The following is a 22,888-nucleotide window of genomic DNA, read 5'->3' as shown; positions in this document are numbered from 1 at the left end:
GCGCCGGACAGTCCGGCGCGGGCCCTTCTCCGTGCGTACGGTGGTCCTCAGCGGACCGGCGTGCCCTGCGGCTGCGGGGCGATGCCGAGCGCCGTCGTGTACTGCGACAGCACCAGCTTCCCGACCGCCGGGTAGGCGCCGAGCGCCTCCGCCACCGGGCAGTCCGCCGCCTTCACCGCGTCGTCGAGGAGCCCCTCGGGCAGCTCCGGGCCGATGAGGTACGGGGCCAGAGCCAGCTGCGTCGAGCCGGAGCCCCGCAGCTGGTCGGCGACCGCCGCCACCGAGCCCTGCTGGTCCAGCGCGGCGGCCATCACCGGCACGGCGAGCCGGGCGGCCAGCAGCATGCCGGTGATCCCCGCCGCCTGCACGGCCTCCTCGCCGCCGACCGTGGCCAGCACGATGCCGTCGGCCGCCGTGGCGACCGTGAACAGCCGCGCACGGTCGGCGCGGGCGAGCCCCGCCTCGGACAGGCGCACGTGCACCGCCTCCGCGAGCAGCGGGTGCGGGCCCAGCACGTCGGTCAGCTCGACGGCCGCGCCGCTCTCCGCGACAGCCTGCTGTATCCGGCCGGTCAGGGCGCTGTCCGGGCCCGCCAGGAGGGGCACCACCACGGCGGCCGGGCCCTGGGGCTCGGCGACCTCGCGGCCGGCGGCCCGGGCCAGCTCGTACCGCTCGACACGCAGCGCGGCGGCCCGCTCCAGGACGGCCGTCAGCGTGGGGTACTCGGCGCCGTCACCGTCCAGGAAGCCGATCGCGGCCTCCAGCCCGGGAAGCTCGGAACGAGCGATGCTCACTACCTCTTCGGCCAGGCCGCGCACGGAGGCGGAAGGGGTGCCGGGAACGGCGAGGACGAGCGCGGGCGCACCCTCGGGGGCGGCCACGGGTTCAGGGCGACGGTGCCGCCCGGACTGTCGGGGTCGCGGCATTCGTACAGGCAGGCCGGAAGCAGGCCCAGTGGGGGAGCTCATGGCGCCGCATGCTACTGGCTTTACCTGCTCCGACGCTTGGGGAGGGGGCGGTCAGGCGCCCTCTGTCCGGCTATGTCCGATCAGTCGTCCGGCGGGTGATTGTCTCCAGCATGCCCGGCTCGTTCGGCAGGGCCAGGGTGTCCGTGGCGAGGGCGCCGGCCAGGGCGAGCGCCCCGTCGAGCGGGTCGCCCGCCGCCGGTACCGTCCGGGCGTGTGGCACCTGCCCGGCCAGCTCCGCGCGCAGCGGTACGAGGAGAGGGTCGCCCATCCGGAACAGGCCGCCGGTCAGCGCCACTTCCGCACCGTCACCGGGCGGGCAGACGGCGGCGACCGCCTCCGCGGCGTGCCGTGCCGCCCGCGCCAGGATCGCCACCGAAACCGGGTCGCCCCCGGCGCCGCACCGCCCCACCTCGGGCGCGAACGAGGCGAGCACGGCGGGCCGGTCGGCGCGCGGGTAAAGCAACCCCGGCAGACCGGCCGGCGGCCCGAAAACCGCCTCCACGCGCGCCAGCAGGGCCGCCGAGCCGCCCCGCCGCCCGTCGTGCGCCCGCAGCGCGGCCTCCAGGCCGGCCCGGCCGATCCAGGCGCCGCTGCCGCAGTCGCCCAGCAGATGGCCCCAGCCGTCCGCGCGGCGCCACCGCGTCAGGTCCGTGCCCAGCGCGATCAGGCCGGTGCCCCCCGCGACCACGGCTCCGGGCCGCTGCCCGAGCGCCCCGGCGTAGGCGGTCACCGCGTCGGCGGCCAGCACCTGCCGGTCCACGCCCAGCGAATGGTGCAACGCCCCGGGCAGGGCGGCGCGCAGCTCGTCCCCCAGGGTCGCCATGCCCGCCGCACCGACCGCCACCGCGGCGATCCGCCCGGCCCCGGACCGCCCGGCCCCGGCCCGTCGCAGCAGGCCCTCGGCCGCCGGGACCAGCCGTTCCAGCAGATGCCGCGCGTCGATCCCGCCCGGTCCGGTGCGCACGGGCTCCCCGAACGCCACCGTCTCCACGGTCCGTACGCCCTGGGGCCCGCAGTCCTCGGCCACGGCCCCGAGGGCGATCCGCAGGCCCGAGCCGCCCGAGTCGACGCCCAGCACCCATCCCCCGAACGGGGGAGCGGTCATGGGAGCCGCCAGTCGACCGGCTCGGAACCCTGCCGCACCAGCAGCTCGTTGGTCCGGCTGAACGGCCGGGAGCCGAAGAAGCCGCGGTCCGCCGACATGGGCGACGGGTGCGCCGACTCGATCGCGGGCAGATCGCCGAGCAGCGGCCGCAGATTGCGGGCGTTGCGCCCCCACAGCACCGACACCAGCGGCTTGCCCCGCGCCACCAGGGCCTTGATGGCCTGCTCGGTCACGGCCTCCCAGCCCTTGCCGCGGTGCGCGTCCGGCTTGCGCGGGGCGGTGGTGAGCGCCCTGTTGAGCAGCAGGACGCCCTGCCGGGTCCAGGGCGTGAGGTCGCCGTTGGACGGCCGGGGCAGCCCCAGGTCGGAGTGCAGCTCGCGGAAGATGTTCTCCAGGCTGCCGGGCAGCGGCCGCACCTCGGGCGCCACCGAGAAGCTCAGCCCCACGGCGTGCCCGGGCGTCGGATACGGGTCCTGGCCGACGATCAGGACCCGCACCTCGTGGAACGGCTGCTGGAATGCCCGCAGCACCTGCTGTCCGGCCGGTACGTAGGTGCGTCCCGCCGCGATCTCCGCGCGGAGGAAGTCACCCATGCCGGCGATGCGTTCGGCCACCGGCGCGAGGGCGTCCGCCCAGCCCGGCTCGACGATTTCTTTCAACGGTCGTGCTGCCACGGCCGTTCACCCTACCGGCCCAACGGCCGCCCCCGCGCCCGCCGTACCCCGCGCCGGGCCCCGGACACCCGACACCGTCCCCCCATGCATGCCGCGACCCTGCCGCGCCGTCCCGTCCGGGGCCCTCGTCCCGGGGTGCCCGCCCGGCCGGGCCGGAGCACCCTGGAGGTATGCCCCGCGCCAACGAGGAGGTCGAGGCGCTGCTCCAGGAGTACGCCGACCTCATCGCCATCACCGGAGGCGACGCCTTCAAGGCGCGCGCCTACGAGAAGGCGGCCCGTGCCATCGGCGGCCACCACGCCGACGTCGCCGGCCTCGACGCCAAGAGCCTGCGGGACATCCCCAACGTCGGCCGGTCGATCGCCGACAAGGTCGTCGAGTACCTCCGTTCCGGCCAGGTCGCCACCATCGAGGAGACCAGGGCGTCGATCCCGCCGGGCGTGCGGGAGCTGATCACCATCCCCACCCTGGGGCCGAAGAAGGCCATGGTGCTCCACGAGGAGCTGGGCGTGACCTCCGTGGACGGGCTGCTCGACGCCATCCACCAGGAGCGGCTGCGCGACCTCAGGGGCTTCGGCGAGAAGACCGAGGCGAACATCCTGCACGGCATCGCGCTGATGCAGAGGGCGGGGGAGGGCCGCGTCCTGATCGGCGCCGCCATGGACGTGGCCGAACAGATCACCGGCGAGCTCTCCGCCCTTCCCGGCTGCGTGCGGTGCTCGTACGCCGGATCGCTGCGCCGGATGCGGGAGACCATCGGCGACATCGACATCCTCGTCGCGGCCGAGGAGGCGGCACCGTTCATGGCGGCGCTGACCGCCCTGCCGCAGACCGCCGAGACCATCGCCCACGGTGCGAAGAAGACGTCCGTCCGCACCACCAAGGGCCTCCAGGTGGACCTCCGGGTGCTGCCCCCCGCCTCCTGGGGAGCGGGACTCCAGTACTTCACCGGCTCGAAGGCGCACAACATCCGCACCCGCGAGATCGCCGTGCGCCAGGGGCTCAAGTTGTCGGAGTACGGGCTCTTCGACGCCGAGAGCGGCGACCTCGTCACCTCGGAGACCGAGGAGGAGATCTACGCCCGCCTCGGTCTCCCCTGGATCCCCCCGGCGCTGCGCGAGGACCGGGGCGAGATCGCCGCCGGGCTCCGCGACGAGATCCCGGACCTCGTCCGCGACGAGGACGTCCGGGGCGACCTGCACACCCACACCGACCTCACCGACGGGCTCGCCCCGCTGGAGGACATGGTCGCCGCCGCCGCTGCCCGCGGCTACGCCTACTACGCCATCACCGACCACGCCCCCGACCTGTACATGCAGCGCATGACCGACGAGAAGATGCTCGCCCAGCGCGAGCGCGTACGGGAACTCGACCGCAAGCACCACGGGATGCGCCTGCTGCACGGCACGGAGCTGAACATCGGCCCCGACGGCGACGTCGACTGGCCGGCCGACTTCCTGGCGGGCTTCGACCTCTGCGTGGCGTCCGTGCACTCGCACTTCAACCAGAGCCGGGAGGCCCTCACCCGCCGGTTCGTGCGCGCCTGCGAGAACCCGTACGTCTCCGTCATCGGCCACCCCACCACCCGCCGCATCGGCAAACGCCCCGGCCTGGACGCCGACTTCGACGCGGTGTACGCGGCGTGCGCCGCCACCGGCACCGCGCTGGAGATCAACGCCCACCCCGAACGGCTGGACCTGCGCGACGAGGAGATCCTGCGCGCCAAGCGCCACGGGGTGAAGTTCGCGGTGAACTCCGACGCCCACTCCGTCACGCACCTGCCGTACATGCGGTACGGAGTGGGCACCGCCCAGCGCGGCTGGCTCACCAAGGACGACGTCATCAACACCTGGCCCCTGGCCCGGCTGCGGCGCTTCCTGCGCAAGGGCAGGCCCTGACGGCGGCGGGCCGGAGCCCCCGAGCCGGCCGGGGCGGCGCGGCCGTCAGCCGACCACCGCCGCCCGGACGCACAGCACGTCCGGCAGGTGCGAGGCGAGCAACTGCCAGCTGTCGCCGTCGTCCGCGCTCGCGTACACCTCGCCATTGCGGTTGCCGAAGTAGACGCCCGCCGGGTCGGCGCCGTCGGTGCACATCGCGTCACGCAGCACGGTGCCGTAGTGGTCGCCCTCCGGCAGACCGGCCGACAGGGCCTCCCAGCTGGCGCCCGCGTCACCGGTGCGGTACACCCGGCAGCGGCGCCCGGCCGGGACGCGGTCGGAGTCGGCCGTGATGGGGAAGACGTACGCCACGCCGGTGCGGTGCGGGTGCGCCACCGCCGCGAAGCCGAAGTCCGAGGGCAGGCCGGCGCCGATGTCCTTCCAGGAGGCCCCGGAGTCGTCGCTGCGGTAGACCCCCCAGTGGTTCTGGAGATACAGCCGGTCCGGGTCGCCGGCGTCCTGCGCGATCTTGTGCACGCACTGGCCGAACTCGGGGTCGGGGTCGGGCAGGAACACCGCCGACACGCCCCGGTTGGACGGCGACCAGCTCGCGCCGCCGTCGAGGGTGCGGAACACCCCGGCCGTCGACACCGCGACCGTCACGGCGTCCGGGGTCCTCGGGTCGGTGACGACCGTGTGAAGCCCCTCTCCGCCCCCGCCCGGCTCCCACCGCGACCGGGTGGGGTGCTCCCACAGCGGCCGGACCAGCTCGAAGCTCTCCCCGCCGTCCTCGGAGCGGAACAGCGCGGCGGGCTCGGTGCCCGCGTACACCACCCCGGGAGCCGCCGGGCCGGCCGGGTGGAGCTGCCAGACCCGCTCCAGCGAAGCCCCGGTGTCCTTCGGGAACTTGACGGCCTGCCGCACCGGCTCGGTCCAGGACGCCCCGAGGTCGTCGGAGTGGAACACCGACGGCCCCCAGTGCGCGCTGTCCCCGCCGGCCAGCAGCCGGGGCGTGCTCCCGCGCAGATCGATGCCGATCGCGTACACGGCCTGGGCATTGAAGTGCGGGCCCTCGAACTCCCACCGGCCGCCTCGCCTGCGGCCGGTGAACAGCCCCTTGCGGGTGCCTACGGTCAGTAGCACGTCGGTCATCGCCGACACCTCCTGGACGCCTTTGTCGCGGATGGGGTCAGTTTGCACCCCGCCACTGACAACCGGCGCCCAGGACGGCGTCCGCGCAGGTCAGACGGAGCGGTGGTACTGCACCGGGACATGCGGCTCAGCACCCAGCTCCCGGGCGGCGTGCCGCGCCCACGAGGGGTTGCGCAGCAGCTCCCGGCCGAGCAGCACCGCGTCCGCCTCGCCGTTGGCGACGATCTTCTCCGCCTGCCGGGGTTCCGTGATGAGCCCCACCGCGGCCACCGGCAACCCGGCCTCCGCCTTCACCCGCGCGGCGAACGGCACTTGGTAGCCCGGGCCGACGGGGATGCGGACGCGCGGGGCGTTGCCGCCGGTCGACACGTCCAGCAGGTCCACCCCGTGCTCCCGGAGCAGCGCGGCGAAGCGGACCGTGTCGTCGCCGGTCCAGCCGGCCGTGCCCTCCAGCCAGTCGGTGGCCGAGATCCGGAAGAACAGCGGCAGCTCGTCGGGCCAGACCGCGCGCACCGCGTCGACCACCTCCAGGGCGAACCGGGTGCGGTTCTCGAAGGAGCCGCCGTACTCGTCGGTGCGGTGGTTGCTGTGGGGGGAGAGGAACTCGCCGATCAAGTACCCGTGCGCACCGTGGATCTCCACCACCTGGAAGCCCGCGTCCAGCGCCCGGCGGGCCGCCGCCGCGAAGTCGGCGGCGATCGCGTGGATCGCCTCCCGGGACAGCTCCTCGGGCACCGGGTGCCCCTCGTCGAACGGCAGCGGGCTCGGCGCGAGGACGGGCCGCCAGCCGTCCGCGTCGGGACCCACCGGGGCGCCGCCCTTCCAGGGGCGGTCGGTGGACGCCTTGCGGCCGGCGTGGGCGAGCTGGATCCCGGGGACGGTGTTCTGGCTCTTCAGGAAGCCGGTGATCCGGCGCAGCGCCTCGACCTGCGTGTCGTTCCAGAGGCCGAGGTCGTACGGGCTGATGCGGCCCTCCGGGGAGACGGCGGTGGCCTCCAGCAGGATCAGGCCGGTGCCGCCCGCCGCCCGGGCCGCGTAGTGGGCGAAGTGCCAGTCGCCCGCCACGCCCGCGTGCGGCCCGGTGGCCTCGGCGGAGTACTGGCACATCGGCGCCATCCAGACGCGGTTCGGGATGGTCAGCGACCGCAGGGTACGGGGCTCGAACAGTGCGCTCACGGCGGGACTCCATTCACGACGGACGGATCGACCGGTGGACCGGCGGACTGCGGGACCGGTGGGACCGGGGTACGGGTCGTACGATAGTCCTCGTAGTACGTCATCTGTCAAACTATGAGAGTCGTCGAACTATCTGATCCGTCGAAACGACCTGATCCGCCGAACTGCCAGATCCCTCGAACGACCTGATCCCTCGAACGACCAGATCCGTCGAAGTACTACGTCCGCCGAACTACGAGCGCTCTCGTACCATGGAGCCGCCCGACCGAAGGGGAGCCGCCGTGACCGCCTCCGCGACCAGCCCGCGCGACCTCGCGCACCCCGCGCGCGAGGAGATCCGCCTCGAAGCCGTCCTCCACGCCCTGTCCGACCCCATGCGCCTGCGTGTCGTCCGCGAACTGGCGGCGGCGGACGGGGAGGTGGCGTGCTCGGGCATCGAACTGCCGGTGACCAAGTCGACCACCACCCACCACTTCCGGGTCCTGCGCGAGAGCGGCGTCATCCGCCAGACCTACCGGGGCACCGCCAAGATGAACGCCCTCCGCGAGGACGCCCTGGGCGCGCTCTTCCCCGGCCTCCTGGACGCGGTCCTCGCCGCCGCCGACGCCCAGACCGCCCGCCTGGGCGCCCCCTGACCCGGGGCGACGCCCCCTGACCCCGTGCCGGGGCCGACCGGGCCCGGTCCGCCTCAGGCGCCTCAATCCTGGCCGGCCGCCGCCAGCAGGCCCGGCCAGTCGGCGATCTTGACCGTGCCGCGCCCCAGGGTCCGCCCCAGAGCCTCCTCCGCGCGTTCGATGGACAGCCACCCAGGCCACTCCACCGGTTGCAGGCCCCACGCCCGCAGCGCGGCCACCGGGTCCTCCGCCACCGCCCGCCGGGCCAGCGCCGGGGCGTCCGCCAGCAGTGAGCCGGCCGTCTCCTTGGCACACGGCCGGTTGGTGCCGATCACCCCGGTCGGGCCGCGCTTGATCCACCCCGCGACGTACTCGCCCGCCGACGGCACCCCGTCCCGCAGGACCCGCCCCGACGCGTGCGGCACCGTCCCGCGCACCTCGTCGAACGGCAGCCCCTCCAGCGGCACGCCGCGATAGCCGACCGCCCGCAGCACCAGCTGCGCCGCCACGTCCTCGTACGCCCCGGTCCCGCGCACACCCCCGGCCCCGTCCGGCACCGTCCGCTCGAAGCGCACCCCGGCGACCCTGCCGTCCCGCTCCAGCACCTCCACCGGCCGCAGGAAGAAGCGCACCCGGATCGTCCGCGCCCGGGGCTCCCACCCGGTGGGCTCCGCCCAGGCGCGCACCACCTCGACATTGCGCCGGCTGACCGCAGGGAGCCCCGCCGGATCGGCGTACGCCGGGTCCAGGGCCAGGTCCGCGGGGTCCACCTCCACCCGCGCGCCGGGCATCGCGCCCAGTTCTCGCAGCTCCTTGGTGGTGAACCTGGCCTGCGACGGCCCGCGCCGCCCCACCATGTGCACCTCCCGCACCCGGCTCGCCGCCAGCGCCCCCAGCGCCGCCTCCGGCACGTCGGTGCCGTGCAGCTCCTCCGGTCCGCGCGCCAGGATGCGGGCGACGTCGACGGCCACATTGCCCACCCCGATCACCACCGCCGACCGGGCCCCGAGCACGAAGCCGCCCGGGGCCGCGTCCGGATGGGCGCTGTACCAGGAGACGAACTCGGTGGCCGAGAAGCTGCCGGGCAGGTCCTCGCCGGGGACGCCCAGGCGGCGGTCCCTGGCTGCGCCCACGCAGTAGACGACCGCGTGGTACAGCTCCAGCAGCCGCGCCGGGGTCAGCTCCCGGCCGACCTCGACATGGCCCAGGAAGGCGATCCGCTCGTGCTCCAGCACGGTGCGTAGGTTGTGCTGCAGGGACTTGATCTTCTCGTGGTCCGGGGCCACGCCGTACCGGACGAGGCCGTACGGGCACGGCAGCCGGTCCAGGACGTGCACCCGCACGTCCGGGACGAGGGTCTGCTCGACCAGCGACTGGGCGGTGTAGACCCCGCTGGGGCCGGAACCGACGACGGCGACTCGAAGCACTGCTGCGCTCCTTCCCGCGGGACTCCCAGCATCCCACCGAAACCACCGGAAAGCCGGACGCGGGACGTGCCGCGCGGCCCGGCGGCTCCCGTCACATCCCGCGCATCCGGACGATCTCGGCCGTCTGCTGGGCGATCACGTCATTGGCCATCTCCTCCACCAGCACGTTGTTGCCCTGAGAGAGCGCCTCGGTGGCCATGGTGACCGCCCCCTGATGGTGGGTGATCATCAGGGTCAGGAACAGCTCGTCGAAGGCCGGGCCGCGCGCCGCCCGCAGGCGCTCCAGCTGGCCGGCGGTCGCCATGCCCGGCATTGAGCCGTGCCCCGAACCGCCCCCTGGACCCTGCCCCGAACCGCCCCCCGAGCCCTGCCCCGAACCGCCCCCCGAGCCCTGCCCCGAGCCATGCCCGTGTCCCGTGCCGTGCCCGTGCCCCTCTCCGGGTGTGCCGGACGGCCGGGACCCGCGGTGCTTTTCCAGCCAACCCCGCATCGCGCCGACCTCCGGCCGCTGGGCCGCCGCGATCCGCGCGGCCACCTGCTTGACCTGCGTGGACGCCGCCCGCTGGGGGACGAGCGCGGTCATCTCCAGGGCCTGGCCATGGTGGACGATCATCATCTCGACGTACGCGAAGTCCGCGGAGTTGGGCGTGTCCGGGGGCACCGCGGCGCGCGCCTCCTCCGGGGACAGCGTCCTCGCGGGCTCACCCGGCTTCCCGGGGGCCACCACGGTCCCGCCGCCCCCGCCGGCCGCTCTCGTCTGCGATTCCCCGCCCGTGTCCCGGGGCTCCGGGTCGCACGCTCCCAGGGCGAGGGCGGCGGTCAGGACGGCTATGGCCACGACGCTCGTGCTGCGCTGGGACACCCAGACCTCCAGAGGCGCGGGGACGGCGGGACCGGCGGTGCGCCGGCGGACCCTCAGTACGGCCGTGCGGGGGCTATTGAGATGTACATGCGAAGGACGATACTGCCGGACGACGCTCCTTTCGGCTCTGAACGGCGAGACACCGAGAAAAGACCGGGAACCGAGACAGAAGGAGAACGACGCGATGACCCCGTCGCGCACCACCGTGCGACGCAGACGTCTGGGCGTGGCCACCGCCGCCGCCGGACTTCTTGCGACCCTCCTGACGGCCGCGCCCGCGGGCGCCGTCCCCGACCCCGGAGACGTCCCGGCACCCCCGGGGACCGTCTCCGCCCAGGAAGAGGCGGAGGCCCGCGCCGCCATCCGCTCGGGCGAGATACCGGGCGTGGACGAGATCGTCCACAGCCCCAACATCACGCACCTCGCCAACGTCCCGCGCGAGGCGTTCACCGGCATCAACTCCGACCTGGCCTTCCAGGGCAAGTACGCCTTCGCCGGCAACTACGACGGCTTCCGGATCTTCGACATATCCAGACCCGCATCCCCGAAGACCGTCGCCCAGGTCCTCTGCCCCGGCTCGCAGAACGACGTGTCCGTCTCCGGCGACCTGCTCTTCCTCTCGACCGACTCCTCGCGCAGCGACGACTCCTGCACCAGCACCACGCAGCCCGCCACCGAGAAGTCCTCCTGGGAGGGCGTGAAGATCTTCGACATCAGCGACAAGCGGAACCCGAAGTACGTCGCCGCCGTCGAGACCGCCTGCGGCTCCCACACCCACACCCTGGTCCCCGAGCGCAGGAACGTGTACGTCTACGTCTCCTCGTACTCGCCCAGCGCCGCCTTCCCCGACTGCCGGCCGCCGCACGACGGCATCTCCGTGATCAAGGTGCCGCGCAAGGCGCCGGAGAAGGCGGCGGTCGTGGGCTTCCCGGTCCTCTTCCCGGGTGAGGGACCCGACGGGGGCGGCAACCCCGGCGCGCCCACCAACCCCGGCGTCACCAAGACCACCGGCTGCCACGACCTCACCGTGCTGCCCTCCAAGGACCTCGCGGCCGGCGCCTGCATGGGTGACGGCATCCTCTTCTCCATCAAGGACCCCGAGCGTCCCAAGGTCATCGACCGGGTCCAGGACAACGTCAACTTCGCCTTCTGGCACTCTGCGACCTTCAACCAGCGCGCGAACAAGGTCGTGTTCACCGACGAGCTGGGCGGTGGCGGCGCCGCCACCTGCAACGCCGAGGTCGGCCCGGACCGGGGCGCCGACGGGATCTACGACATCGTCGGCAAGGGCGACCGGCGCAAACTGGTGTTCCGCAGCTACTACAAGATCGACCGCCACCAGGCGGACACCGAGAACTGCGTCGCCCACAACGGCTCCCTCATCCCGGTCAGGGGCAGGGATCTCATGGTCCAGGCGTGGTACCAGGGCGGCGTCTCCGTCTGGGACTTCACCGACTCCGCCCGGCCCCGGGAGATCGCCTACTTCGAGCGCGGCCCGATTAGCGCCGACCAGCTGGTCGGCGGCGGCTCCTGGTCCGCGTACTACTACAACGGCCACATCTACTCGAACGACATGGTCAAGGGCCTCGACGTGCTGAGGCTCGACGACCGCCGCACCGACCCGGCCAAGCGCGTCCGGATGCACGAGCTCAACGTCCAGACGCAGCCCGACTACGCGGAGGACTTCGACGACTGACCGTCGCCGGGCGTGCCGCCGGGCGGCCCCCCGGCCGGCGGCACGCCCAGCTCCCAGTCCAGCCCGTACCGCTGGAACAGCTCCGCCCGCAGCCGCGCCGGCGCCATCGGCGCGCCCGGCAGCAGGACGGCGAAGACGGCGCCCATCAGCAGCGCCCGCAGCAGCGGGTAGTCGGTGTCCACGTTCCGCGACCCGAAGCGGTCCATCGTGTCCCGCAGCAGGAACGCGAGGCGCTGCTGCTCCGGCCCCTGCACGAAGCCCTCCGCCTGGAGGATGCCCGCCATGTGCGTACGCATCAGCAGCGGCTGGTCCACCGCCAGCCCCAGGATCGCGTCGATGGCCCGCGCCAGCCGCTCCCGCCCGTCCTCGCTGCGCGGCTCCCGCTCCAGTGCCGCCTGGAGCGTCAGGTGCATCAGCCGGTGCACCGCCGACTGGAGCAGCTGCCGCTTCCCCGGGAAGTAGTACGACACCAGCCCCCGCGCCGAACCGGCCCGGTCCGCGATGTCGGCCAGCGTCGTCGCCTCGTACCCCCGTTCGGCGACCAGCTCGACCGTCGCCTGGAGCAGCCGCTCCCGGGAACGCCGCCGCAGCTCTTCATTGACCGATGCGCTGCGCGGGGACATGCATAACTCCTGCGTTGACTGGCTCGCAGCCAATATACTCAGGGCGTGCCTTCCGGTCTGGGCGACGCGGGGGATCGTCCAGACCGGGAGGACGCTCTGCCCTGCGTACGGGCCCGGGCGCTACGCCCCGCCGCCCGCCCCGGGCCCCTCCGCCCCGCCGCCCGCCCCGGCCCGGCGCCGCGCCGTCCGCTCGTACACCAGCACCCCGACGGACACGAGGCACACGCCCAGCAGCCAGCCCCCCAGCACGTCCGTGGCCCAGTGCACGCCCAGGTACACCCTGGTCAGGCCGACGCCCAGCACCGACAGCACGCCGGCGGCCAGCACGGCCGTCCGCAGCCGCCGGTCCGCGCCGCGCCGGGCCAGCAGCCACAGCAGCAGCCCGAAGGTGGCGGCGGCCGTCATGGCGTGGCCGGACGGGAAGGCCGCGAAGTGGGCCGTGTCCACCGGGTCCGGCCACTGCGGCCGGTCGCGGCCCACGACCGCCTTGAGCAGCTGCTGGACGGCGGACGCGGTCAGGCTCACCGCCGCCGCCCACACGGCGAGCAGCCGCTCCCCGTGCCACCACAGCCACACCACCACCACCGCCACCAGCCCGCGCATCGCCCACGGATCCCACACCCAGTCGCTGAGGATTCGGTTGACGCCGGTGAGTCCGGGGCTGCGGACGGCCGAGTCGTGCATCCCGTCCGCCACCGTCCGGTCGAAGGCGATCAGCGGACCCCACTCGGCGGCGACCAGGGCCAGCAGCACGGCGGACAGGACGCCCGACCAGAGGGCCACGGCGGAGGCGGACGAGGAACGGGTGGCGGAGGAGGTGGGGGAGCGCATGCACTGATCCTCCCCGGACCCCGCCCGGGTATTACCACCCCGTTCGGTGCTACCCCAGCGCCGCCCGCAGGGCCGGCACGAACGCCACCAGCAGCGGGACCACCGGGACGAACGCCCCGGCGGCGGTGAGGCGCAGGCGGCGGGAGGCCGGCAGGCGCGGCTCGGCGGTGAGCAGGCGGTGCACCCGGCGCGGCAGCTGGGCGTCGGCGGCGGGGCAGGGGCCGAACACGCCCCGGTCCTCGTTCAGTTCGACCAGGGCGAGGGCGATCGTGAGCCGCCCGTACCGCCGGGAGGCCACGTCGTCCGCCGCCAGCTCCACCAGCCGGTGCATCTCGTCCCGGAAGGCCGCGAACACCGGGATCTGCGGGAACCCGGTGGCCAGCGCCGACGAGCAGTGCAGCAGCCAGTCGTGGCGCGCCCGCGCGTGACCCTGTTCGTGGGCCAGCACCGCGTCCAGCTGATGCCCCTTCAGTCGCCGCAGCGCGGCCGTGGTGACCACCAGCCGGGGCACCGGCCCGGGCAGCCGCCACGCGTCCGGCCGCTCGCCCTCCAGCAGCACCAGAGCGTCCGGCCCCGGCTCCTCGCCCGGCAACAGCGGGGAACGGTCCCGCAGTTCGGCGCGCTTGTGCCGGTGCCGCAGCCGGGCGCGCCGCACCTCGCGGGTGAGCATCGCCCCGGTCCACAGCCCGCCGCACGCCAGCAGCACCGCGAGCACGGCCGACCACGGGCCATGGGCGCCCAGTTCGTACGCCTCGACCACCGCGCGCGGCGCGGGCGCGAACACATGGCCCCGTACCGCCTGCCAGGCGGCCGCCGCGCTGAACGTCATCGACAGCGCGAAGCACAGCAGCACCGCGGCCACCACGCACTGCCACACCCACAGCGCCACCACCGGCTCGCGCTCCGGCCACTCGACCCGCGCCAGCATGCGCGGAGCCGCCACGGCGGTGAGAAGGCCGAGCCCGAGCAGCGCGAGGGAGACCAGCATGGGCTCACCTTATGAGCGACGGGCTACGCACCGGTATGGCCCGGGGCGTCAAGTGACGCACACCACGGATTCCGTGGCGCGCCGCCCCGGAATCCGCAGCCCCGCCCCTCCGGCGCCCCCGCCGCGTCCGCAGCCCGCCCCTCCGGCGCCCCCGCCTCGTCACAGCGACCCGAGCATCGCCAGCATCGCCATTCCCATCACCACCCGGTACGCCAGAGCCACCTCCGGTCCCACGGCTCCCTCGCGCGCCACCGGTCCCTTGTGCCCCGCCGCTCCCTCGCCCACCACCGCTCCCTCATACACCACGGCTCCCTCGTGCACCAGCCCCTCATGCACCACCAGCCCCTCACGCCCCGCCGATCCGGCAGGCCCCGGGGGCACCAGCCGTGCCCCCGCCCGCATCACGTACGCCGCGTAGTAGACGAGCAGGGCGCCCGTCACCAGCGGCACCCCGCCCGCCGCATGGGCCGCGTGGGCGTCCGTCCCGGCCATCGCCACCGCCATGTAGACCATCGCCAGCGACCCCACCGCGTGGTGCAGCTGGTGTCCCGCCCCGCCGCCCCCCGCCCCCGGCGACCGGGCCGCCCCCCGCGACCGGGCCGCCCGCGGTCCACGGGTCGCCCACAGCGCGCGGGCCGCCGCGGCGCCGAACACCGCCGCGTACACCGCCCACGCCCACCCCGGGGGGCCCACGGCCGCCGCCGGGACCGCCATCACGGCCATGCCGAGGCCCATCACCGCCTCGTCCGCCGCCACCCGGCGCTCCGCGCCCGTACCCCCGGCCGCCCGCAGCAGGCAGGCCACCCCGGCCGCACCGCACAGCGCCACCAGCAGCCACCCGGACACCGCGGAACCGTGCACGACGTACCTCCCTGGGCGAGACGGCTCCAGGGACATGCCCGGACCGGGGAGGGCGCACGCGAGCGCAGGGGCGTGAGGGGGAGCGCGCACAGGGCGCGTTAGGCTCCGGAAGGGCAACCGAGCGTGAGGGAGACCCATGGACACCGCGATGCCCCCGGGGGCGGACGAACTGATCTACCGGGACGCCACCGAGGCCGACGTACCCGCGCTCGTCGAGCTGGTCGAGTCGGCGTACCGGGGCGACTCCAGCCGCGCCGGCTGGACCACCGAGGCGGACATCCTGGACGGGCAGCGCACCGACCCCGAGGGCGTCCGCGAGGTCATCACCTCGCCCGGCTCCCGCCTCCTGGTGGTGGAGCGCGCCGGGACGATCGTGGCCTGCTGCCAGCTCGAACACCGGGGCGACGCCGCCTACTTCGGCATGTTCGCCGTCCGCCCCGGCCTCCAGGGCGGTGGCCTCGGCCGGCGCGTCCTCACGGCGGCGGAGCGGCTCGCCGCCGACGCGTGGGGCGCCCGCGAGATGCACATGACGGTGATCTCGGTCCGCGAGGAGCTGATCGCCTGGTACGAGCGGCGCGGCTACCGCCGTACGGGACGGACGTCCCCGTTCCCGTACGGCGACGAGCGCTTCGGCCTGCCGCGCCGCGACGACCTGCGCTTCGAACTGCTCGTCAAGGACCTGACCGGAGCCCCGACCGCCGGATGACCGGCCCGGCCTAGATCGGCGCCGACCCCGTTCCCGGCGCGCGGTCCATGGCGCCCGGCTTGCCCAGCGAACCGGTGTCCCGGGGCCGGTCGTCGCGCGGACCGGTGTCGCCCGGCCGCTCCGGGCCCTCGGTGCGGAACGCCAGCCGGCCGTCGCCGACCGTCACCAGGACCCGGCCGCCGGCCGGCAGCCGCCCGTCCAGCAGGAGCCGGGACAGCCGGTTGTCCACCTCGCGCTGGATGGTGCGCCGCAGCGGGCGGGCCCCGTACTCGGGCTGGTGGCCGCGCCGGGCCAGCCAGTCGACCGCCTCCGGCGAGAGGTCCAGCGTGACGTCCTGGGCCCGCATCCGGCGCCGGGTGTCCTCCAGCAGCAGGTCGGTGATGCGCCGCAGCTGGTCCTCGTCCAGGCGCCGGAAGAGGACGATCTCGTCGATGCGGTTGAGGAACTCGGGCCGGAAGTGCTCGCGCAGCGGCCGCAGCGCCCGTTCCCGCGCGGCGTCCTCGTCCGCGTCCCCGCCGCCGGCGCCGAAGCCGAGCACCCCGCGCCCGGTGCCGATCGCCTCGGAACCCAGGTTGCTGGTCATCACGATCACCGTGTTCTTGAAGTCGACCGTGCGGCCCTGGGAATCGGTCAGCCGCCCGTCGTCCAGCACCTGGAGCAGGATGTTGAAGACATCCGGGTGCGCCTTCTCGACCTCGTCCAGCAGGAGCAGCGAGTACGGGTGGCGCCGTACCGCCTCGGTGAGCTGGCCGGCCTCCTCGTGGCCGACGTAGCCGGGCGGGGCGCCGACGAGCCGGCTGACGGTGTGCCGCTCCTGGAACTCGCTCATGTCCAGCCGGACCATCCGCTCGTCGCTGCCGAACAGGGCGTCCGCCAGCGCCCGCGCCAGCTCGGTCTTGCCCACCCCGGTCGGGCCGAGGAAGAGGAAGCTGCCGATCGGCCGCCTCGGATCCGCCAGGCCCGCCCGCGAGCGGAGCACCGCCTCGGACACGGCCGTGACGGCCTCGTCCTGGCCGACCACCCGGCGGCGCAGATGCTCCTCCAGCCCCAGGAGGCGGTCCTTCTCCTCCTGGGTCAGGCTGCTGACCGGGATGCCGGTCTGCCGGCTGACGACCTCGGCGATGTCCTCGGCGGTGACCTCGACGACCGTGCCGTCGCCCGACGGCCGCTCGCCGGACCCGGCCCGGAGCCGCTCGTTGATCTCCTGGATGCGGTCGCGCAGCTCGGTCGCCTTCTCGTACTGCTCGTCGGCCACCGCCTGCGCCTTGTCCCGCGCCAGCTGCTCGGCCTGCCGCTCCAGCGCCCGCGCGTCGGTGTCGGTGTGCGTCCGCAGCCGGACCCGGGCGCCCGCCTGGTCGATCAGGTCGATGGCCTTGTCGGGCAGGAAGCGCTCGGTGAGATAGCGGTCGGACAGCTCGACGGCGGCCAGCAGCGCGCCGTCCGTGTAGCGGACCTGGTGGTGCGCCTCGTAGCGGTCCTGGAGCCCGCGCAGGATCTCCACCGCGTCCTCCGGGCTGGGCTCGGGCACCAGGATCGGCTGGAAGCGCCGGGCGAGCGCCGCGTCCTTCTCGATGTAGCGGCGGTACTCCTCCATGGTCGTCGCGCCGATGACGTGCAGCTCGCCCCGGGCGAGCGCGGGCTTGAGCATGTTGCCCGCGTCCATGGAGCCGCTGTCGCCGCCCCCGCTGCCCGCTCCCGCGCCGACGACCGTGTGCAGCTCGTCGATGAAGACGACCAGCTCGCCCGAGTGCGCGCGGATCTCCTCGATGATGGCGTTCAGCCGCTCCTCGAAGTCGCCCCGGTAGCGGGTGCCGGCGACGACGCCCGACAGGTCCAGGGCGACGACCCGGCGGTCGCGCAGGGTGTCCGGCACGTCGTGCTCGGCGATGCGCTGCGCCAGGCCCTCGACGATGGCGGTCTTGCCGACACCGGCGTCGCCGATCAGGACGGGGTTGTTCTTGCCGCGCCGGGACAGTACCTCCACGGTCTGCTCGATCTCGTCCTCGCGCCCGATGACCGGGTCGATGCGCCCGGCCCGGGCGAGGTCGGTGAGGTCGCGGCCGTACTTGTCGAGCGTCGGCGTGCCGTGCTGGGGCGCCGGCCGGGGCTCGGCGTCACCCACCCACGGCCCCTGGCCGCCGCCGCGGCCCGGGCCGGGCCCCGGCACGGAGCCCGGGTCGAACTTGGCGGCGTTCAGGATGCGGCCCGCCGCGGACTCCGGGTTGGACGCCAGGGCCGCGAGGACGTGCTCGGGGCCGATGTAGGAGGCGCCGGTGTGCCGGGCCAGGTCGTGGGCGTCGAGCAGCGCCCGCTTGACCGCCGGGGTGACGGCGATCCGGGACTGCGGCGGCCCCTCGCCTGCGGTGCGGTCGATCTCCTCCGCCAGGGCGTCCGGGTCGGCGCCGGCGCGGGCGATCAGGTCACGCGTCGGCTCGGTGGCGAGGGCGGCGCGCAGCAGGTGCTCGGTCTCCAGGTCGGTACTGCCGTGCTCGGCCGCGTACGAGGCGGCGTCGCCCACCATCCGGCGGGCGGGCTCACTCATCAGGCGCCCGATGTCGATGTACCGGGGGACGGGCCGCCCACCCGCGGGAGGCGACCCCGAGCCGCCCCCGAAGAAGCGGGCCAGGAACTCGCTGAACGGGTCGGAGCCGTAACCCTCCGGACCCATGAAACCGCTGCTCATATGCGTCCGTTCCGGTGTCCGACGGTGGCCGGGACACGCTGTACGAGAAGACCTGCTGGATCCAGGTCGCGGGTTCCCGAGCGCATTCCGGTTACACCTGTGACGAACGGTACGCATGCGGTCCGGCCCGTCCGGGTGATCCGGCCGGGCCGGGACGCGCCGGACCGGGCCGGCCGGGAGCCGGGTGATCAGGCCGTGAAGCGGCCCGTACGCCGGATCTCGGGGTGGTCCGTGGTGGCGCCGTCCAGCTCCAGGGCCCGGACCAGCCGCAGGTGCTGCGGGGTGTTGACGACCCAGGCGATGACGCCGAGCCCCGCCGCGCGGGCCCGCTCGGTGGTCTCCAGGGTGAGGCGCCGGATGTTCAGCGCCAGCGTGCCCGCACCCACCGCCAGGGCCCGCGCCACCACGTCGTCGCCCCAGTGACTGGCGATGAGCACCGTGCGGACGCCCGGCACCATCCGGGCGATCTCGGCGACCGCCTCGTCGTGGAACGAAGAGACCTCGACCCGCCCGGCCAGTCCCCGCCGGTGGATCACCTCGGCGAGCGCCCGGGCCGCCGCCACGTCCTTGATCTCCGCCTGGATCGGGATGCGCACGGCGTCGAGGACCTCCTCGAACACCGGGATCCGCTCGCCGAGCCCGGCGTCGAGCCCGCGCAGCTCGGCGAGCGTCTTGTCGGCGATGGCCCCGGTGCCGTCGGTCGTCCGGTCGACGTCGGCGTCGTGCATGACCACGAGCGCCCCGTCCTTGCTCAGGTGCAGGTCCAGCTCGATGACGTCCATCCCGGCGTGCTCCGCGCGGACGAAGGACCGCAGGGTGTTCTCCGGCTCGACACCCATGACTCCGCGATGACCGATGGTGAGGAAACTCAAGATCTTCTCGCTTCCGTCGACGGAGGGAGCCGCGCGGCGCCGTGCCGCCGGCGGCACCGTCGCAGCCTAACGATCCCGGGGGAGGACGGAAGCCGTCCCGCGCGGGAAGGCGGGAGGAAGGCGCAGGACGGCGGGAAAGTGGCGCGCCGGGTGGCGTACGGCCGCCGGCGGGGGGCAGGAGAACCCCTTCGCGGGGAGCGGGGAGCGGGGAGCGGGAAAGCGGCCGGGGAGGCCGCCCGGGTGCGGTGCGACGCCCTCCGCCCGTACGCGGACGCTCCGTTGGGCACGACCGCCGGGGGCCGGTCCGCCGCCCGACCGGAGGGCGTGAGTCCGTGGAAGCCGTCGCCTCGCCCCGCTCCGGCAGGAAAAACAGCGGCGACCACGGGGGGTCGACAGGATAATTTCTTCCGCCTCCCCTTGTGGTGGAGAACCGGACATGGATACGGTTCTTTGACGCGAGGTTCTCCCGTGGAGGAATGGTGATGACGGAAATTCTTGTGCAGGACGCTGTGGGCGGGGACGTGACCGCCGCTGCCCGGGTGATCGACCACCCGGCCTGGCCCGCGCTCAAGGATGCCGTGGAGGAGATCCGCCCCTGGCAGTCCGCGGACGGCTCCATCGACTTCGAGGCCGAGGGCGCGCCCTCCCGTGCCGTCGTCGACACCACCCTGGACCGGGTCGTCGCCGCCGTCGAGCAGCTTTCCCCGCTGCTCCCGCACGACACCGCCTACCACCGGGCGCTCGTCACCGACCTGCGCGCCTGGGCCGACGGCGGCTACGCCGTGCCCGACTTCCTGGACTCGCTGCTGGCCTTCCAGCCGGCCGCCGACCGGGTCGACGGACTCCAGCACCTGGTGCTGTTCCCGATGTACACGCAGAACGGCAACCCGGACCGCAACCTGGAAGCCGTCGTCCTGCGCATGGTCTGGCCGGAGTGGCTCGCCGAGCTGGAGGCCACCCGCTACGACAACCCGCTGTTCTGCGGCATCACCTTCGAGGACTTCACCGCCGGGTACGACACCAACTCGGCCGTGCTCTTCCCGGAGACCATCGCCGTCCGCGAGGCCCCCGAGCGCTTCAGCTGGGGCGGCATCTTCTGCGACCGCGAGGCCGCCCGCTTCCGCCGCGTCACGGAGGCCGCCGTGGACCTCCTCGGCCTGGAGCTGCCTGAGGACATCCGCGCGATGCTCGGCGACCAGAAGCGCTGCGAGCAGGCGTTCGTGCTCTGGGACATGGTCCACGACCGCACCCACAGCCACGGCGACCTGCCGTTCGACCCGTTCATGATCAAGCAGCGCCAGCCGTTCTGGATGTACGGCCTGGAGGAGCTGCGCTGCGACCTCACCGCCTTCAAGGAGGCCGTGAAGCTGGAGGCCGAGGGCAACCCGCACGGCCGCGACGTCCAGTACGCCGTGCTCTTCGACCGGATGTTCCGCTTCCCGGTCACCGGCGACCGCAACCGGAACTACGACGGCCTCGGCGGCCAGCTCCTCTTCGCGTACCTCCACAAGCACGACGTGGTGCGCTGGACCGACAACACCCTGCACATCGACTGGGAGCGCGCCCCGCGGGTGACCAACCAGCTGTGCGGTGAGATCGAGCAGCTGTACCGCGACGGCATCGACCGCCCCAAGCTGGTCCACTGGTTCGCCGCGTACGACCTGGTCTCCACCTACCTCGCCCCGCACCCCGGCTCCCGCTGGGCCAAGGGCCCCGACGCCCTCGACCTGACCCTGCCGCCGCGCAAGCTCGTGGACGACGTGCTTCCCGACGAGTTTCCGCTCAGCATGTTCTATGAGGCCCTCTCCAAGAAGCTGAAGAACGTGATCGCCTCCACCAAGGGCATCACCGCCGCGAAGGCCGGCGAGAGGGCCGCCGCGTGAGCTCTCGTACGGAGGAGACGACGACCATGAACGGCAAGGGCAACGGAGACGGCGGCCCGCTCGAGGGTGCCGTGGTCGCGGTGGCCGGAGCGGCGGGAGCGGCCGGGCGCGCCGCCCTGCTGCGGCTCGCGGAGGCCGGTGCGACCGTGGTCGCCTCCGACGCGGACCCCGAGCGCCTCGCCGAGGCGGTCGACGCCGCCCGGTACGCGCACGGCGGGGCCACCGTCGTGGGCGACACCGTGGACCTGCTCGACCTGGGCGCCGCCCGGGAGTGGGCCGACAAGACCGAGAAGGAGTTCGGCCGGGTGGACGGCCTGGTCCACCTGGTCGGCGGCTGGCGCGGCAGCGCCACCTTCGCCGCGACGGACCTCGCCGACTGGACGCTGCTGGAGAAGCTGCTCATCCGCACCGTCCAGCACACCTCGCTGGCCTTCCACGACGGGCTGCTGCGCAGCGACCGCGGCCGCTACGTCCTGGTCAGCGCCGCCGGCGCCAGCAAGCCCACCGCCGGCAACGCCGCCTACTCCGCCTCCAAGGCCGCGGCCGAGGCGTGGACCCTCGCGCTCGGTGACGCCTTCCGCAAGGCGGGCGGCGAGGAGGGCCCGAAGGCGGCGGCTACGATCCTGGTCGTGAAGGCTCTGGTGCACGACGCCATGCGCGCCGAGCGCCCGAACGCGAAGTTCGCGGGCTTCACGGACGTCACGGATCTGGCCGACGAGATCGCCGCCGTCTGGGACAAGCCCGCCCGGGAAGTGAATGGACAGCGCCTGTGGCTGACCCCCAAGCCGTGACCCCCGACGCCGCCGGCGGCGCCGCGCGCCCCGTCAGGACCGACGCCCGGCGCCGTCACGACCCGGACGTCCGGGGATTCGCCAGCGACAACTACGCCGGGGTCCACCCGGAGATCCTCGCGGCGATCGCCCTCGCCAACGGCGGCCACCAGGTCGCCTACGGCGAGGACGTCTACACCGACCACCTCCAGCGGGTGATGCACAGTCACTTCGGGCCCACCGCCCAGGCGTTCCCGGTCTTCAACGGCACCGGCGCCAATGTCACCGCCCTCCAGTCGCTCACCGACCGCTGGGGCGCGGTGATCTGCGCCGAGTCCGCCCACATCAACGTGGACGAGGGCGGCGCGCCCGAGCGGATGGCGGGGCTCAAGCTGCTCACCGTGCGCACCCCGGACGGCAAGCTCACCCCCGAGCTGATCGACCGTCAGGCGTTCGGCTGGGACGACGAGCACCGGGCCATGCCGCAGGTCGTCTCGATCACCCAGAACACCGAACTGGGCACGGTCTACACCGTGGACGAGGTCCGCGCGATCGTGGACCACGCCCACGCACTGGGCATGAAGGTGCACCTCGACGGCGCCCGGATAGCCAACGCGGCCGCCTCGCTGAACGTCCCGATGCGGGCGTTCACCAACGCGGTCGGGGTGGACGTGCTGTCCTTCGGCGGGACGAAGAACGGCATGCTGGCGGGCGAGTGCGTGGTCACGCTCAACCCGGACGCCGCCCGGTACATGAAGCACCTGCGCAAGATGTCGATGCAGCTCGCCTCCAAGATGCGCTTCGTGTCGGTGCAGTTCGAGGCGCTGCTCGCCAAGGACCTGTGGCTGCGCAACGCCCGGCACGCCAACGCGATGGCGCAGCGCCTCGCGGAGGGCGTCCGCGCGGTGGACGGGGTGGAGATCCTCTACCCGGTGCAGGCCAACGCGGTGTTCGCCCGGCTGCCCCAGGAGGTCACCCGGCGGCTCCAGGAGCGGTTCCGGTTCTACTTCTGGGACGAGGCGGCCGGGCACGTCCGCTGGATGTGCTCCTTCGACACCACCGAGGACGACGTCGACGCCTTCCTGCTGGCCCTCAAGGAAGAGATGGCCCGCGGCTGACG

Annotated in this window: 20 protein-coding genes; 7 read left to right on the top strand and 13 right to left on the bottom strand. The window is 73.9% G+C overall.

Annotated elements, in window-relative coordinates; all coding sequences use genetic code 11:
* Nucleotides 1–47 precede the first annotated feature (47 nt).
* The 3 genes from ACF08D_RS19345 to ACF08D_RS19335 all read right to left on the bottom strand — a co-directional run bounded on the left by ACF08D_RS19345 (nucleotide 48) and on the right by ACF08D_RS19335 (nucleotide 2,747).
* Entirely contained in the window at nucleotides 48–968 is a 921-nt protein-coding gene (locus ACF08D_RS19345) for a sirohydrochlorin chelatase (protein ID WP_392223927.1), read from the bottom strand.
* A gap of 70 nt (nucleotides 969–1,038) precedes the next feature.
* A complete protein-coding gene (locus ACF08D_RS19340) occupies nucleotides 1,039–2,073 on the bottom strand; it encodes an N-acetylglucosamine kinase (protein WP_392223926.1) in 1,035 nt (344 codons plus the stop codon).
* Complete coding sequence (locus ACF08D_RS19335; RefSeq protein WP_392223925.1) at nucleotides 2,070–2,747, bottom strand: uracil-DNA glycosylase; 678 nt, start codon at nucleotides 2,745–2,747, stop codon at nucleotides 2,070–2,072. Before ACF08D_RS19335 ends, ACF08D_RS19340 begins: the two co-directional genes overlap by 4 nt.
* A gap of 170 nt (nucleotides 2,748–2,917) precedes the next feature.
* Between ACF08D_RS19335 and polX the strand changes: the two genes are divergently transcribed.
* Nucleotides 2,918–4,645, top strand: a complete 1,728-nt coding sequence (polX, locus tag ACF08D_RS19330; RefSeq protein WP_392223924.1) for a DNA polymerase/3'-5' exonuclease PolX — start codon at nucleotides 2,918–2,920, stop codon at nucleotides 4,643–4,645.
* Nucleotides 4,646–4,690: 45 nt separating this feature from the next.
* Here the strand turns inward: polX and ACF08D_RS19325 are convergent, their stop codons facing one another.
* Nucleotides 4,691–5,776 (bottom strand): WD40/YVTN/BNR-like repeat-containing protein, encoded by a 1,086-nt coding sequence (locus ACF08D_RS19325; RefSeq protein WP_392223923.1) that lies wholly within the window; start codon nucleotides 5,774–5,776, stop codon nucleotides 4,691–4,693.
* Between the two features lie 90 nt (nucleotides 5,777–5,866).
* Nucleotides 5,867–6,952 (bottom strand): NADH:flavin oxidoreductase/NADH oxidase, encoded by a 1,086-nt coding sequence (locus ACF08D_RS19320; RefSeq protein ID WP_392223922.1) that lies wholly within the window; start codon nucleotides 6,950–6,952, stop codon nucleotides 5,867–5,869.
* Between the two features lie 251 nt (nucleotides 6,953–7,203).
* Here ACF08D_RS19320 and ACF08D_RS19315 point away from each other — a divergent pair, with 251 nt between their 5' ends.
* Entirely contained in the window at nucleotides 7,204–7,587 is a 384-nt protein-coding gene (locus ACF08D_RS19315) for an ArsR/SmtB family transcription factor (RefSeq protein WP_392223921.1), read from the top strand.
* Between the two features lie 62 nt (nucleotides 7,588–7,649).
* Here the strand turns inward: ACF08D_RS19315 and ACF08D_RS19310 are convergent, their stop codons facing one another.
* Both ACF08D_RS19310 and ACF08D_RS19305 read right to left on the bottom strand, forming a co-directional pair.
* On the bottom strand, nucleotides 7,650–8,993 hold the full coding sequence (locus ACF08D_RS19310) for an FAD-dependent oxidoreductase (protein ID WP_392223920.1): 1,344 nt from the start codon (nucleotides 8,991–8,993) through the stop codon (nucleotides 7,650–7,652).
* A 91-nt stretch (nucleotides 8,994–9,084) separates the two neighbouring features.
* Nucleotides 9,085–9,855 carry a DUF305 domain-containing protein gene (locus ACF08D_RS19305; RefSeq protein WP_392223919.1) on the bottom strand — a complete coding sequence of 257 codons (771 nt, stop codon included), beginning with the start codon at nucleotides 9,853–9,855 and terminating at the stop codon, nucleotides 9,085–9,087.
* 184 nt (nucleotides 9,856–10,039) lie between these two features.
* Between ACF08D_RS19305 and ACF08D_RS19300 the strand changes: the two genes are divergently transcribed.
* Entirely contained in the window at nucleotides 10,040–11,551 is a 1,512-nt protein-coding gene (locus ACF08D_RS19300) for an LVIVD repeat-containing protein (RefSeq protein ID WP_392223918.1), read from the top strand.
* Here the strand turns inward: ACF08D_RS19300 and ACF08D_RS19295 are convergent.
* From ACF08D_RS19295 to ACF08D_RS19280, 4 genes are all read right to left on the bottom strand, one after another.
* Nucleotides 11,527–12,174, bottom strand: a complete 648-nt coding sequence (locus ACF08D_RS19295) for a TetR/AcrR family transcriptional regulator (RefSeq protein WP_392223917.1) — start codon at nucleotides 12,172–12,174, stop codon at nucleotides 11,527–11,529. The two genes, ACF08D_RS19300 and ACF08D_RS19295, sit on opposite strands and share 25 nt — an antisense overlap.
* A gap of 120 nt (nucleotides 12,175–12,294) precedes the next feature.
* A complete protein-coding gene (locus ACF08D_RS19290) occupies nucleotides 12,295–13,005 on the bottom strand; it encodes a phosphatase PAP2 family protein (protein WP_392223916.1) in 711 nt (236 codons plus the stop codon).
* A 49-nt stretch (nucleotides 13,006–13,054) separates the two neighbouring features.
* Entirely contained in the window at nucleotides 13,055–13,993 is a 939-nt protein-coding gene (locus ACF08D_RS19285; protein ID WP_392223915.1) for a M56 family metallopeptidase, read from the bottom strand.
* 159 nt (nucleotides 13,994–14,152) lie between these two features.
* Complete coding sequence (locus ACF08D_RS19280; protein ID WP_392223914.1) at nucleotides 14,153–14,854, bottom strand: DUF5134 domain-containing protein; 702 nt, start codon at nucleotides 14,852–14,854, stop codon at nucleotides 14,153–14,155.
* A 136-nt stretch (nucleotides 14,855–14,990) separates the two neighbouring features.
* On the opposite strand from ACF08D_RS19280, the gene ACF08D_RS19275 reads away from it, so the two are divergent.
* The gene (locus tag ACF08D_RS19275) at nucleotides 14,991–15,560 is read left to right on the top strand and encodes a GNAT family N-acetyltransferase (RefSeq protein ID WP_392223913.1); all 570 of its coding nucleotides are present in this window, start codon (nucleotides 14,991–14,993) and stop codon (nucleotides 15,558–15,560) included.
* A 10-nt stretch (nucleotides 15,561–15,570) separates the two neighbouring features.
* On the opposite strand, the gene ACF08D_RS19270 is transcribed toward ACF08D_RS19275, so the two are convergent.
* Together ACF08D_RS19270 and ACF08D_RS19265 are read right to left on the bottom strand one after the other, a co-directional pair.
* Nucleotides 15,571–18,243: an ATP-dependent Clp protease ATP-binding subunit gene (locus ACF08D_RS19270; RefSeq protein ID WP_392223912.1), complete on the bottom strand. Its 2,673-nt coding sequence runs from the start codon at nucleotides 18,241–18,243 to the stop codon at nucleotides 15,571–15,573.
* Between the two features lie 188 nt (nucleotides 18,244–18,431).
* Complete coding sequence (locus tag ACF08D_RS19265) at nucleotides 18,432–19,115, bottom strand: glycerophosphodiester phosphodiesterase (protein ID WP_392223911.1); 684 nt, start codon at nucleotides 19,113–19,115, stop codon at nucleotides 18,432–18,434.
* 482 nt (nucleotides 19,116–19,597) lie between these two features.
* Here ACF08D_RS19265 and ACF08D_RS19260 point away from each other — a divergent pair, with 482 nt between their 5' ends.
* From ACF08D_RS19260 to ACF08D_RS19250, 3 genes are read left to right on the top strand one after another with little or no spacing between them, the layout of a single operon-like run.
* Complete coding sequence (locus ACF08D_RS19260; protein WP_392223910.1) at nucleotides 19,598–20,998, top strand: DUF6421 family protein; 1,401 nt, start codon at nucleotides 19,598–19,600, stop codon at nucleotides 20,996–20,998.
* Nucleotides 20,999–21,024: 26 nt separating this feature from the next.
* Complete coding sequence (locus ACF08D_RS19255; protein WP_392224100.1) at nucleotides 21,025–21,789, top strand: SDR family NAD(P)-dependent oxidoreductase; 765 nt, start codon at nucleotides 21,025–21,027, stop codon at nucleotides 21,787–21,789.
* Complete coding sequence (locus ACF08D_RS19250; RefSeq protein WP_392223909.1) at nucleotides 21,768–22,886, top strand: threonine aldolase family protein; 1,119 nt, start codon at nucleotides 21,768–21,770, stop codon at nucleotides 22,884–22,886. Before ACF08D_RS19255 ends, ACF08D_RS19250 begins: the two co-directional genes overlap by 22 nt.
* Nucleotides 22,887–22,888 lie beyond the last annotated feature (2 nt).

Origin of the sequence: Streptomyces sp. NPDC015131 (assembly GCF_043079975.1) — a bacterium.
Lineage (GTDB): Bacteria > Actinomycetota > Actinomycetes > Streptomycetales > Streptomycetaceae > Streptomyces.
This window is presented reverse-complemented; position numbering and strand designations above follow the sequence as displayed.

Excerpts from the sequence above, each read along its gene's own strand:
- ACF08D_RS19340 (WP_392223926.1), bottom strand. The coding sequence starts at position 2,073 with ATGACCGCTCCCCCGTTCGGGGGATGGGTGCTGGGCGTCGACTCGGGC.
- ACF08D_RS19270 (WP_392223912.1), bottom strand. The coding sequence starts at position 18,243 with ATGAGCAGCGGTTTCATGGGTCCGGAGGGTTACGGCTCCGACCCGTTC.
- ACF08D_RS19275 (WP_392223913.1), top strand. The coding sequence starts at position 14,991 with ATGGACACCGCGATGCCCCCGGGGGCGGACGAACTGATCTACCGGGAC.
- ACF08D_RS19260 (WP_392223910.1), top strand. The coding sequence starts at position 19,598 with ATGACGGAAATTCTTGTGCAGGACGCTGTGGGCGGGGACGTGACCGCC.
- polX (WP_392223924.1), top strand. The coding sequence starts at position 2,918 with ATGCCCCGCGCCAACGAGGAGGTCGAGGCGCTGCTCCAGGAGTACGCC.
- ACF08D_RS19325 (WP_392223923.1), bottom strand. The coding sequence starts at position 5,776 with ATGACCGACGTGCTACTGACCGTAGGCACCCGCAAGGGGCTGTTCACC.
- ACF08D_RS19285 (WP_392223915.1), bottom strand. The coding sequence starts at position 13,993 with ATGCTGGTCTCCCTCGCGCTGCTCGGGCTCGGCCTTCTCACCGCCGTG.
- ACF08D_RS19290 (WP_392223916.1), bottom strand. The coding sequence starts at position 13,005 with ATGCGCTCCCCCACCTCCTCCGCCACCCGTTCCTCGTCCGCCTCCGCC.
- ACF08D_RS19255 (WP_392224100.1), top strand. The coding sequence starts at position 21,025 with ATGAACGGCAAGGGCAACGGAGACGGCGGCCCGCTCGAGGGTGCCGTG.
- ACF08D_RS19295 (WP_392223917.1), bottom strand. The coding sequence starts at position 12,174 with ATGTCCCCGCGCAGCGCATCGGTCAATGAAGAGCTGCGGCGGCGTTCC.
- ACF08D_RS19300 (WP_392223918.1), top strand. The coding sequence starts at position 10,040 with ATGACCCCGTCGCGCACCACCGTGCGACGCAGACGTCTGGGCGTGGCC.
- ACF08D_RS19345 (WP_392223927.1), bottom strand. The coding sequence starts at position 968 with ATGAGCTCCCCCACTGGGCCTGCTTCCGGCCTGCCTGTACGAATGCCG.
- ACF08D_RS19315 (WP_392223921.1), top strand. The coding sequence starts at position 7,204 with ATGGAGCCGCCCGACCGAAGGGGAGCCGCCGTGACCGCCTCCGCGACC.